Below are 11,378 nucleotides of genomic sequence, written 5' to 3'. Positions count from 1 at the left end.
ACACCGGGTCGGACAAATCCCGTCGCAACCCGCCGTTCGTATCACTCCGACGGCGCCACCGCTACCGCGACAGGGCGTCGCGGATCGCGGCGGCAGTACCGTCGAGCACGGTCCGGTTCGGACTGCGGGGTACACCGCGCAGACCGAACCCGTCACCGCGCCTGCGCGGAATGACGTGCAGGTGGACGTGGAAGACCTCCTGCCCCGCGGCGGCGCCGTCGGCCAGGAAGAGGTTCACGCCGTCGACGGGCAGGTCGCCGCAACGCAGCGCGGTGGCGATGCGCCGGCCCGCGTCGAAGACGCGCGCCCCGTCCTCGGGATCGAGTCCTCCCAGACCCGACACGTGACGCTTGGGAACGACCAGCAGATGTCCGGCCGTGAACGGCCGGATGTCCATGAACGCGATCACGTCCGGCTCGTCGAGCACGACGCTGACCGGCGCCTCACCTGCGACGATCGCACAGAAGACGCAGTCGGTCATTACCGCGAGCCCGCAACCGGTGGTGCCGGCAGGATCACGCGATGCCCCGCACCGGCACCGGACGGACGACGTCGAGCAGGCGCATCAGCTGCGCTTCGACCTCCGGACGGTCACGCACCGGGTCGTCGCTGTGCGCGAGGTACAGCATCGCTTCCTCGATCGCGGCGAGCAACAGGTGTGCCATCACGGGTGAGGGTTCCGACAGATCCCCGTTCTCGCGAGCGATCGCCCTCAGGGAATGCTGAATCCTGCGGATCGTCGTGTGGCGGTGGGTTTCGCGAACCTCCGCCCACCCGAGCACCGCCGGTGCCTCGATGAGCAGCAACCTGCGGGTCGCAGGAGCGTACACCGCATCCAGCGTCGCCAGGATTGCGCGAGAGAAACTGTCCCACTCGGACGTCTCGGGATCGTGCTTCCCCAGAGTGTCCTCGGCCTCGAGCTGGATGCGCTCGATGACACCCCGGAAGAGCTCGCGCTTGTTCGCGAAGTGGTGGTACAGAGCACCGCGGGTCACCCCTGCCTGCACCACGATCTCTTCGGTTGCGGCAGCGGCGTAGCCGTCCCGGAGGAAGATCTCCTGGGCGGCGTCGAGCAGCGCAGCACGCGTGCGCACTGCGTCTCGAATACGCCCGGAGTTCTCGTGCTTGTCGGACAATTTCTCTCCCCTGTCTTATCTGTTACCCGATCGAACGTCCCCCCCGGGCGTTGCGGCGCGTCGCGCTCAGAGAATCGGAGCCGGCGTGTACTTCGCCGCCTCCGGATACCTCGCGACGAGGTCGTTTACACTCTCGACCACGGACGCGACCTGTGCTTCGGCCGCCCCCACGAACGCGGAGCGGTCGGCGAGCGCGGCCTCGAGTGCCGCGCGGTCGAGCGGCAGCCGCTCGTCGGCGGCGAGGCGATCCAGCAAATCCGGTTCGCGCCCCTCCTCGCGCATCGCGAGCGCCACCGCCACCGCGTGTTCCTTGATGACCTCGTGGGCGGTCTCCCGCCCGACCCCGGCGCGCACCGCCGCCATCAGCACCTTCGTGGTGGCGAGGAACGGCAGGTACCGGTTGAGTTCCTTCTCGATCACCGCCGGGTAGGCACCGAACTCGGCGAGCACCGTCAGGAACGTCTCCATCTGGCCGTCGACGGCGAAGAACGCGTCGGGCAGCGCAACGCGGCGCACCACCGAGCAGAATACGTCGCCCTCGTTCCACTGGGCGCCGGCCAGTTCGGCGGCCATCGACGCGTAGCCGCGCAGCACCACCTGCAGACCGTTGACGCGCTCGCACGAACGCGTGTTCATCTTGTGCGGCATGGCGGAGGACCCGACCTGGCCGGGCTGGAAGCCCTCGGTGACCAGCTCGTGCCCGGCCATCAGCCGGATCGTGTGGGCCAGCGACGACGGACCGGCTCCGATCTGAACGAGCGCGGAGAGCACATCGTGGTCCAGCGACCGCGGGTACACCTGGCCGACGCTGGTGAAGACGTGCGAGAAGCCGAGGTGCTCGGCGACCTTCCGTTCGAGCTGCTCGAGCTTGCCTGCGTCCCCGTCGAGCAGGTCGAGCATGTCCTGGGCGGTGCCCATCGGGCCCTTGATGCCGCGCAGCGGGTAGCGGTCGATGAGCTCCCGCAGCCGCGTCAGCGCGATGAGCAGCTCGTCGGCGGCCGACGCGAATCGCTTGCCGAGGGTCGTGGCCTGCGCCGCGACGTTGTGGGAGCGGCCGGCCATGACCACGGTGGAGTACTCGGCGGCCCGCTCGGCGAGCCGCGCCGCGATCGCGACACCGTGCGCGTGCACGTGCTCGAGCGACCGCAGCACCTGCAGCTGCTCGACGTTCTCGGTGAGGTCGCGGCTGGTCATGCCCTTGTGCACGTGCTCGTGCCCGGCGAGCGCGTTGAACTCCTCGATGCGGGCCTTCACATCGTGCCGGGTGACGCGCTCGCGCGCGGCGATCGAGTCGAGGTCCACGTTCTCGAGGACCCGCTCGTAGTCGGCCAGAGCCTCGGCCGGAACGTCGATACCCAGCTCGGCCTGTGCCCGCAGCACCGCCAGCCACAGCTGCCGTTCGAGCACGATCTTGTGCTGCGGTGACCACAGTTCCCGAAGCTCGGGGCTGGCATAACGGGTGGCAAGGACGTTCGGGATCAGGCTCACAACCGCACAGTTTACGGGTCGGGACTCACCGGATCGGTGTCGGCAGGCGGCGCGACACTCCCGACGACGTCGAGCAGGAGCCCGCGGGCCAATCCGCGCGGATCGGGATCGAGCTCGCCGAGAGCACCCAGGACGGCTCCGTCGACTGCCGCCACGAGCCTGCGGATCTGCGTCGGATCGACGATGCGGCCGCAGCGTTCCAGCAGATCGGTGAGCAATTCGTCGACGATCCGCCGGGCATGCAGCTGGACGTCGCGCAGCTCGGTGTGACGCGCGGTCGCCACGCACCGCTCGTACCGGGAGATCAACTGCTCACGCTCGAGCTCGCCGACACCGCGGGGCCCCACCAGCAGGTCGATGATCAATTCGGCGGTCGACTCGAGGCTGCGGCGGCACGGGGTCACCTCCTCGACGCGGGCACGCATCTCTTCCAGTTCCCGGCACGAGTTGTGCTGGAACGCGCACACCACCAGCTCGTCGAGGGATTCGAAATAGTAGGTCGTGGATGCGAGCGGCAGGCCCGCCCGGTTCGCGACAGCGCGGTGACGGACGGCGTCGATACCGCCCTCGAGGATGAGCTCGGCTGCCGATTCGACGAGCGCCTGGCGGCGCCGCTCGCCTTTCGGTGTGGCAGCTGTCGTCACACTGTCATCGTGACAGTCCGGGCCGCTCCACCAGGGGAAAACGGCCGTAAGCACGACATCGCCCTAGGTGTGATGCCCGGGCACGGCGTGCCGTCAGGAGGGCTGCAGCCAGGTGCGCAAGCGCTCCAGCGCCTGCTCGATGTCGGCGGTCGCACCGGCGAACGACAACCGGACCGTCTCGTCGCCGCGGACGGTGTCGAAGTCGATTCCCGGAGCGAGCGCGACCCCGGTGTCGTGCAGCAGCCGCGAGCACCACGCGGTGGACGTCTCACCGGGTCGCAGCAGGTGCGCGATGTCCGCGTACACGTAGAACGCGCCGTCGGCGGGCGCGAGCTTCGTGATCCCCATCGCGGGCAGTCCCGCCAGCAGCAGATCCCGGTTCCGGGCGTAGCGCTCGACGTGCCCGTCCAGCTCGGCGCGGGCCTCGGCACCGAATGCCTCGGTCGCCGCGTACTGGGAGATCGCCGGAGGGCAGACCGTCATGTTCGAGGCGAGCCGTTGCAGCGCGCGCTGCAGTGACTGCGGCACCAGAATCCAGCCGAGTCGCCACCCGGTCATCGAGAAGTACTTCGACACCGATCCGACGACCACCGATTCGCGGGACGTCGCCCAGGCGGTCGACGTGGCCGGTGTGCCCGGGGTGGCGAACTCGATGCCGTGATAGATCTCGTCGGAGATCAGCAGGGCACCGTGGTCGTCGCACCAGCGGGCGAGCGCGGCCAGTTCCTCCGGCTCGATCATGGTGCCGGTCGGGTTGGCGGGGCTCGCGACGATCAGACCCGCAGGTGGGGTGTCGAGCGCCTCGAGCATCGCGACGGTCGGCTGGTAGCGGGTGTCCGGACCGCAGTCCAGCTCGACCACGTTGCAGCCGAGCGCCGCGAGCGTGTTGCGGTACGCCGGATACCCGGGCCGCGCGACGACGACGGTGTCACCGGGGTCGAACGCGGCGAGGAACAACAGCGTGAACGCACCCGACGATCCGGTGGTGACCACGACGTCGTCTGCGTCGACGTCGATGCCGTAGCGGTCGCGGTGGTAGGCGGCGATCGCCTCGCGCAGCGGCAGGATCCCGAAGGTCTCGGTGTAGCCGAGCAGTTCGTCGTCGATCGCACGGTGGGTCGCGCGCAGCACCGGTGCGGGCGCCGGCGTCGACGGCTGCCCGGCCGCCAGCGACAGGACGTCGCCGTGGGTGCGCTGACGTTCGGCCGCGGCCTTCCACACATCCATGACGTGGAAGGTCTCGATGTTCGATCGCCGGGATTCGTTTCGCACGGATCCGACGGTAGTACTCGCCGTCCGCCGACGGGAAACCGGTCAGACGGTGATGCGGCCCTCGACGGCGGCGAGCCCGATGTCGGTGCGGAAATGCCCACCGGGCAGCTTGATTCCGGCGAGCGTCGCGTAGGCGTGGTCGCGGGCCGCGCTGAGATCGGCGCCCACACCGACCACGCTGAGCACACGGCCACCGGCCGAGACGATCGCGCCGGACTCGTTGCGCTTGGTGCCGGCGTGCAGCACGCCCTCGGCGTCGGCGCCGGTGATGACGTCGCCGGTGCGGGGGCTGGCCGGGTAGAACTCGGCGGCCAGCACGACCGTCACGGCGGCGCCGTCGCGCCAGCGCAACGGCGGCAGGTCCACGAGGGTGCCGTTGGCGGTGGCGGCGAGCGCCTCACCGAGCGGGGACTCGAGCAGCGCGAGAACGGCCTGCGTCTCGGGGTCGCCGAAGCGGCAGTTGAATTCGACGACCGCGGGGCCGTCCTTACCGATCGCCAGACCGGCGTACAGCAGCCCGGAGAAGCCGCAGCCGCGGTTCACGAGTTCTGCGGCGACCGGCCGGACGACCTCCTCGACGATGACGTCGACGGTCCCGTCGGGCAGCCACGGCAGCGGGGTGTACGCGCCCATTCCGCCGGTGTTGGGTCCGGTGTCCCCGTCGCCGACGCGCTTGTGGTCCTGGGCCGGCAGCAGCGGAACGACGGTTTCACCGTCGACCAGGCAGAACAGCGAGACCTCGGGGCCGTCGAGGAACGATTCGAGCAGGACCGGGTGCCCGTTCTCGAGGATCTCGGCGGCGTGATCGCGCGCGGCGGCGCGATCGGTGGTGACGACCACGCCCTTGCCGGCGGCCAGTCCGTCGTCCTTGACGACCCAGGTCGGGCCGAAGCGATCCAGCGCCTCGTCGAGCACGCCGGGCGAATCGACGACCTCGCTGTGCGCGGTCCGCACACCCGCCGCGTTCATGACGTCCTTGGCGAACGCCTTCGATCCCTCGATGCGGGCGGCCGCGGCCGACGGGCCGAAGCATGCGATGCCCGCGGCACGCACCGCGTCGGCGACACCGAGCACCAGCGGGACCTCGGGGCCGATCACGACGAGGTCGACGTTCTGTTCCTTCGCGAGCGCGACGACCTGCTCGGCGGAGGCGGCGTCGACCGGGAACTGTTCGGCGACCTGCGCGATTCCGGCGTTGCCGGGTGCGGCGAGGACCGCGGTCACCCCCGGGTCGCGGGAAAGAGCCAGGACGAGAGCATGTTCACGGGCACCGGAGCCGATAACGAGTACGCGCACGCAGGACAGACTACGGGACTGCCCGGTGCCGCGGTTTCAGCCGGGCGGACCGTCGGATCCGCTCACCGAAAAGTCATCCGTCTACGGTTTATCCGTTGGCGGGTGTCCATCTCCTCAGCGGATACCTCGCCGCCTATCCTCCCCGACATGGCTTCCGTATTCAGCATGATCATCGCCGGCGACCTGCCGGGTCGCTTCGTCTGGCAGGACGACGACGTCGTCGCGTTCCTCACCATCAACCCGATCAACCCGGGCCACGTGCTCGTGGTCCCCCGCGAGGAGGTGGACCACTGGCAGAACGTCGACGACGAACTCTGGGCCAAGACGAACGGCGTCGCCCGCATCATCGGTCGTGCCGTGTGCGCGGCGTACGACTCCCCCCGCGCGGGCCTGCTCATCGCCGGACTCGAGGTTCCGCACCTGCACCTGCACGTGTTCCCCGCCTACGACCTGGGCGACTTCGACATCTCCCAGGCCGAGCGCGACCCGTCGCCGGAGTCGCTCGACGAGGCCCGCGACAAGATCCGCGCGGCGCTGCGGGAACTGGGCTACGGCGCCAACGTCCCGGACTGAGCGTCCCGAATCTCGGATTCGAGGTTGCTCGCCGGGTCCTGCGGCGTTCCGTGCGGGTCGGCCAGGAACTGCGCCAGGTGCACCCACGACGTGGTGCGCGCGGTGGGCCCGGTGAGCAGACCTAGGTGACTGCCGGGCGCGGTCGCGAACCGGACCGCCGCGTTCGGCAGGACACCGGTGATCGCTTCGACGGCCGGGACCGGCGCCAGGACGTCCTCGGTTCCGGCCAGCGCGAGCACCGGAACGGTGACCGCGGCGAGATCGATCGTGCGCTTCCCGAACCGCGCCTTCCCGGACGCGAGGTCGTTGGCGACGGTCAGGCGCATGCCCATCTCGTGGAACAACCGTCCCGGATAACCGAACATCCCGGCCTGGAACCGGTCGATCGATTCCATGCGGGCCAGCCGGTCGGCGTCGGCGATGTTCAGGGCGATGAACCACGGCCGCAACAGTTCCCGCTCGAGAGCGGTCGCGCGGTAGCCGATCTGCACGAGTGGTGCCGGGACACCGCCGAGGACGCGTGACACCCCGGCCAGGACAGGATCACCGACGTATCGTCCCGCGAGCCGCGCGGCCGCGAGCAGCGGGATCCGCGTGTAGTCGATCGGCGTGCCGAACGCGGCGATCGACCGGATCGGGAGCTCCGGGTGCGCGGCGGCGGTGAGCAGGCAGATGGTCCCGCCGAGGCTCCACGCGACGAGGTCGACCTCACGGTTGCCGCTCAGCTCGGAGACCCGGTGGATCGCTTCGGGCACGATGTCGTCGATCCACACCTCGAATCCGAGGTCGCGGTCGTCGACGTTCATCGGCCCGTAGTCGAGGACGTAGACGCTGCGGCCCAGATCGACGAGGTACTGCACCACGCTCTGGTCGGGCATCAGGTCGTAGCAGCTCGACGGCGCAGCGAGCGGGGTGACGAGCAGGACCGGGTCCCCGGCATCCTCCGGGCCGAATCGGCGCAGGGTGCGGTGCGGGCCGTCGCCGACGACCACCGACGGGGTGCGGTGCGGCGGCGCGATCCCGCCGCCCGCGAACAACGACCAGGTGTTGCGGGCCGCGCCGAACGCAGCGCCGGCCGCACCGCGTGCCATCTCGGTGATGCCCATGCTCGGTTTTCCTCCAGCGTGACGAGACCTGCTCTGCAGACACCGTAACGGAGAAAATTGCCGGGAAATTCAGTGCACCTGCCGCCGCGGCAACAGCACGCGGAACGTCGCGCCCCGGCCGACCTCGCTGTCGACGTCGACGGTGCCGCCGTGCGCGGTGACCAGCGCCGCGACGATCGACAGACCCAGACCGCTGCCGCCGGACGCGCGGGTCCGCGAGGTGTCGACGCGGTAGAAACGTTCGAACACCCGCTCCCGGTCCTCTTCGGCCAGTCCCGGTCCGGTGTCGGCGACCTCGAGCACGGCGTCGTCACCGACGGTGCCGACCCGCACGGTCACCGACGCATCGGCCGGGGTGTGCGTGAGCGCATTGGTGACGAGATTGTCGACGACCTGCCGCAGTCGCACCACGTCGCCGAGCACTTCGGGGGTGCCCGGCCCGTCGATGACCTCGAGCCCGATCGTGCGGTCCGGCGCAACTGCGCGGGCCCCGTGCACGGCGTCGGCGGCGAGGGCCAGCAGGTCCACGGACTTCCGCTCGAGGGGCCGCTGCGCGTCGAGACGGGCCAGCATGAGCAGGTCCTCGACGAGGACTCCCATGCGGCGCGATTCGTTCTCGATCCGGGTCATCAGCAGATCCGTGTCGCGGCTGGCCCCCTGCCGGTACAGCTCGGAGAATCCGCGGATCGTGGTCAGCGGGGTGCGCAGCTCGTGCCCCGCGTCGGCGACGAACCGGCGCATCTTCTCCTCCGAGCGGCGCGCCGACTCCTCGGACGCGGCGGTCGCCGCGAACGCCGACTGGATCTGCGCGAGCATCGAGTTCAGAGCCACGGACAATCGCCCCACCTCGGTGCGCGGATCCCGCTCCGGCACACGTTCGTGCAGGTCACCGCCCGCAATCGCGACCGCGGTGCGTTCCACCTCACGAAGCGGGCGCAGGCTGCGCCGGACCACGAAGTAGCCGGCGACGCCCAGCACGACCAGCACCACGGCGCCGATCCCGAGCTGCAGGACGACGAGCCGCCCGACCGTCTCGCCGGTCTCCTCCAGGCTCATCGCGACGGTGGTGGTGCCGCCGTCGGGGTTGGCGGCGGTCAGCACCCGCCACCGGGGGCCGGAGTCGCCGACGGACCCGACGGTCACCGGTTCCGGCGTGGGCCCGCCCGGCAGTGCCGGTGCCGCCGACCGATCGTTGATCGTGACCCGCACCGTGCCGTCCGGATTCAGGACCTGCACGTAGAACGGGCTCGGCGGCCGCTCCGGACCCACCACCGGAGGCGGCAGATCCGGACGGGGTCCGAGCGGCCTGGCCCAGCCGTACGCGGCGTCGTGCAGGTCGCGGTCGATCCGGCTCAGCAGCGACCCCTGCAGGGACGAGGTCACCGCGATCCCGGACGCCAGCAACCCGAGCCCCGACAGCACGAGCAGCGCGGCGACGAGGGTGAATCGCAGCGGCAGGGCGGGCAGGCGGCGCATCTACTTCGGCTCGCGCATCACGTATCCGACGCCACGCAGCGTGTGGATGAGCGGCCGGTCGCCGGTGTCGATCTTGCGCCGCAGGTAGGACACGTACGACTCGACGACCCCCACCTCGCCACCGAAGTCGTAGTTCCACACGTGGTCGAGGATGCGCGGTTTGCTGAGCACCGTGCCCGCGTTGATCATGAAGTACCGCAGCAGGGTGAACTCGGTGGGCGAGAGCGACACCGGCTGTCCGGCCTTCCACACCTCGTGGGTCTCGTCGTCGAGTTCGATGTCGGCGAAGGCGATTCGCGACGAACGGTCTTCCTCGGACACTTTCCCGGCGCGGCGCAGGATCGTACGCACCCGCGCGATGACCTCCTCGAGGCTGAACGGCTTGGTGACGTAGTCGTCCGCACCGAGCGTCAGGCCCGACACCTTGTCCTCGACGGAGTCCTTCGCGGTGAGGTACAGCACGGGAGCGTCGACGCCGTCGGCGCGCAGACGACGCAACATCCCGAACCCGTCCATGCCGGGCATCATCACGTCGAGGATCACCGCGTCCGGGCGGAAGGAGCGGGCCCGGTCGAGGCCCTCGGTGCCGTTGGACGCGGTCGCGACCTCGAACCCTTGGAATTTCAGGCTCACCGCCAGCAGCTCGACGATGTTCGGCTCGTCGTCGACGATCAGGATTCGCGCTTCGGGAACGGTCACGCCACCCATTGTCTCGGAGGCGGCTGTCCGGTCGCTGACTACTTCCTGTGAGAACGCTGGCAGTGCAGAGCAGAGTCGGGTAGCCGGCGACAGGCGCGCCTCACACACCTGTCGGACCCCGGTGTTAACAATGGGGACATGTCGTGCTCCGCCTGCCTCGCCGAACTGGACCACTGCCACGGAACTCTCGTTGTGCATGCCATTGTCGAGATCGAATGCACCGACCCCGACTGCACCGATCTCGCGTCGGTCCGCCACAGCCTGATCATCGACTGCTCGGAACTGTCCGGCGGCTGCGGCTGCACCGAGCTGCGGGTGTCCGCGACGGCGCTGCGGGCGTCCTGACCTCGGGCCGCCGCGAGAAAAGTTCGCTAGACTACAGACCGTCGATCGACACCCGGACGAGCGCACCGTACCCGGCCAGCGACAAGACGGTGCAGTGGAGCTCGTCATGGCATGGATCGTTCTCGTCTTTTCCGGTGTCCTCGAAGCGGTGTGGGCCACCGCGCTCAGCCGTTCGGCCGGATTCACCCGCCTCGGACCGTCCGTCCTCTTCGTCGTCGCCCTGCTGGTCAGCATGGCCGGCCTCGCGTACGCGATGCGCACGCTGCCGGTCGGCACGTCGTACGCGGTGTGGGTCGGGATCGGCGCGGCGCTCACCGTCGGATTCGCGATGGTCACCGGCGGAGAGACCGTCTCGGTGGCCAAAATCCTCCTCATCCTCGGAATCGTCGGGTGTGTCATCGGATTGAAGGCGCTTCACTAGACCGTTTTCTCGTGTGTCCTGTGGTTACAGTGAACCCATGAATCTGGCGTCCGCGATCGCATTCCCGCTCCGGGTCGGCCTGACCGCGGCGGACACCGCGCTCGGGATCGCGGAGTCCGTCATCGGCACGGTCCGCGTGGCCGTCTCCCCCGCGACCTACGACACGCTCGGCGCGGTCGGTCTCACCGATACCCGCGGAACCCTGGGACTGTTGCAGCAGGTGTCCGAGCTCGCGTCCGACAACCGCCCGCTCGGGCACGCGTTGCGACCGGGTGGCCCGCTCGACCGGTTGCTCGCCCCCGGCGGCGCCGTCGACCGGCTCACCGCACCCGATGGCATCCTCGAGAGACTGCTCGTGCCGGGAGGAGCCCTCGACCGGATCACCGCACCCGGCGGCCCGCTGGATCGGGTCCTGGCCGACGACGGCGCCCTCGACCGCCTGCTCTCCGAGGGTGGCCTGCTCGATCGGCTCACCGCACCCGACGGCCCGCTCGAGCGACTGCTGGCCCGCGACGGCGCCGTCGAACGGCTGACCGCCCCCGGCGGCATCGTCGACACCGCGATCAAACCCGGCGGTGTCGTGGAACGCGCGCTCGCGGAGGGCGGTGTCCTCGACGTCCTGCTGTCCGAACGCGGCGCGCTCGAACGACTGCTCGCCGAGGGTGGCCCGCTCGACCAGATCGTGTCGCTGTCCGAGACCCTCGCGCAGCTGACCCCGGGCATCCAGCAGATGCACCTGAGCATCGACCTGCTGCAGGAAACGGTGGAACTGCTGCGCGGTGCCGTGGGACCGCTCGGCGATCTCGCGGGCAAGCTGCCGGGCCGCTGGCTGCGCAGCGGTGGCGCCACCGGAAAGGGCGAACTGCCACCACCCGGCTGACGTACGACGCAGCCGCAGAGCGAAAAGACATCCGCACACGTC

General features: G+C 69.9%; 13 protein-coding genes and 1 riboswitch. Of the genes, 4 read left to right on the top strand and 9 right to left on the bottom strand.

What is annotated here, in order from left to right:
* Positions 1-61: 61 nt before the first annotated feature.
* The 6 genes from ACN675_RS01535 to purD all read right to left on the bottom strand — a co-directional run bounded on the left by ACN675_RS01535 (position 62) and on the right by purD (position 5,836).
* Positions 62-481, bottom strand: a complete 420-nt coding sequence (locus tag ACN675_RS01535) for an HIT family protein (protein WP_420749226.1) — start codon at positions 479-481, stop codon at positions 62-64.
* A 34-nt stretch (positions 482-515) separates the two neighbouring features.
* The gene (locus tag ACN675_RS01530; RefSeq protein WP_420749225.1) at positions 516-1,094 is read right to left on the bottom strand and encodes a TetR/AcrR family transcriptional regulator; all 579 of its coding nucleotides are present in this window, start codon (positions 1,092-1,094) and stop codon (positions 516-518) included.
* Positions 1,095-1,202: 108 nt separating this feature from the next.
* Positions 1,203-2,624, bottom strand: a complete 1,422-nt coding sequence (gene purB / locus ACN675_RS01525) for an adenylosuccinate lyase (protein ID WP_420749224.1) — start codon at positions 2,622-2,624, stop codon at positions 1,203-1,205.
* A gap of 11 nt (positions 2,625-2,635) precedes the next feature.
* The gene (locus tag ACN675_RS01520) at positions 2,636-3,268 is read right to left on the bottom strand and encodes a TetR/AcrR family transcriptional regulator (RefSeq protein WP_420749223.1); all 633 of its coding nucleotides are present in this window, start codon (positions 3,266-3,268) and stop codon (positions 2,636-2,638) included.
* Positions 3,269-3,361: 93 nt separating this feature from the next.
* Positions 3,362-4,540: a pyridoxal phosphate-dependent aminotransferase gene (locus ACN675_RS01515; RefSeq protein ID WP_420749222.1), complete on the bottom strand. Its 1,179-nt coding sequence runs from the start codon at positions 4,538-4,540 to the stop codon at positions 3,362-3,364.
* A gap of 42 nt (positions 4,541-4,582) precedes the next feature.
* The gene (gene purD / locus ACN675_RS01510; protein WP_420749221.1) at positions 4,583-5,836 is read right to left on the bottom strand and encodes a phosphoribosylamine--glycine ligase; all 1,254 of its coding nucleotides are present in this window, start codon (positions 5,834-5,836) and stop codon (positions 4,583-4,585) included.
* Between the two features lie 147 nt (positions 5,837-5,983).
* On the opposite strand from purD, the gene ACN675_RS01505 reads away from it, so the two are divergent.
* Positions 5,984-6,409 carry an HIT family protein gene (locus tag ACN675_RS01505; RefSeq protein ID WP_420749220.1) on the top strand — a complete coding sequence of 142 codons (426 nt, stop codon included), beginning with the start codon at positions 5,984-5,986 and terminating at the stop codon, positions 6,407-6,409.
* Here ACN675_RS01505 and ACN675_RS01500 read toward each other — a convergent pair.
* The 3 genes from ACN675_RS01500 to ACN675_RS01490 form a co-directional block, all read right to left on the bottom strand.
* Positions 6,385-7,515 carry an alpha/beta fold hydrolase gene (locus tag ACN675_RS01500; protein ID WP_420749219.1) on the bottom strand — a complete coding sequence of 377 codons (1,131 nt, stop codon included), beginning with the start codon at positions 7,513-7,515 and terminating at the stop codon, positions 6,385-6,387. The genes ACN675_RS01505 and ACN675_RS01500 overlap by 25 nt on opposite strands.
* Before the next feature lie 69 nt (positions 7,516-7,584).
* Positions 7,585-8,991: an ATP-binding protein gene (locus ACN675_RS01495; RefSeq protein ID WP_420749218.1), complete on the bottom strand. Its 1,407-nt coding sequence runs from the start codon at positions 8,989-8,991 to the stop codon at positions 7,585-7,587.
* Positions 8,992-9,699 carry a response regulator transcription factor gene (locus tag ACN675_RS01490; RefSeq protein ID WP_420749217.1) on the bottom strand — a complete coding sequence of 236 codons (708 nt, stop codon included), beginning with the start codon at positions 9,697-9,699 and terminating at the stop codon, positions 8,992-8,994.
* A gap of 129 nt (positions 9,700-9,828) precedes the next feature.
* Here ACN675_RS01490 and ACN675_RS01485 point away from each other — a divergent pair, with 129 nt between their 5' ends.
* The 3 genes from ACN675_RS01485 to ACN675_RS01475 all read left to right on the top strand — a co-directional run bounded on the left by ACN675_RS01485 (position 9,829) and on the right by ACN675_RS01475 (position 11,336).
* The gene (locus tag ACN675_RS01485; protein WP_420749216.1) at positions 9,829-10,035 is read left to right on the top strand and encodes a hypothetical protein; all 207 of its coding nucleotides are present in this window, start codon (positions 9,829-9,831) and stop codon (positions 10,033-10,035) included.
* Positions 10,036-10,070: 35 nt separating this feature from the next.
* A riboswitch (guanidine-III (ykkC-III) riboswitch) is annotated at positions 10,071-10,131 on the top strand.
* A gap of 10 nt (positions 10,132-10,141) precedes the next feature.
* Positions 10,142-10,456, top strand: a complete 315-nt coding sequence (locus ACN675_RS01480; RefSeq protein ID WP_420749215.1) for a DMT family transporter — start codon at positions 10,142-10,144, stop codon at positions 10,454-10,456.
* A 37-nt stretch (positions 10,457-10,493) separates the two neighbouring features.
* The gene (locus tag ACN675_RS01475) at positions 10,494-11,336 is read left to right on the top strand and encodes an ABC transporter (RefSeq protein ID WP_420749214.1); all 843 of its coding nucleotides are present in this window, start codon (positions 10,494-10,496) and stop codon (positions 11,334-11,336) included.
* Positions 11,337-11,378: the final 42 nt, after the last annotated feature.

Origin of the sequence: Rhodococcus sp. O3, assembly GCF_048897285.1 — a bacterium.
Lineage (GTDB): Bacteria > Actinomycetota > Actinomycetes > Mycobacteriales > Mycobacteriaceae > Rhodococcus.
The sequence above is the reverse complement of the archived record's forward strand: the minus strand, read 5'-3'. Positions and strand labels throughout refer to the sequence as shown.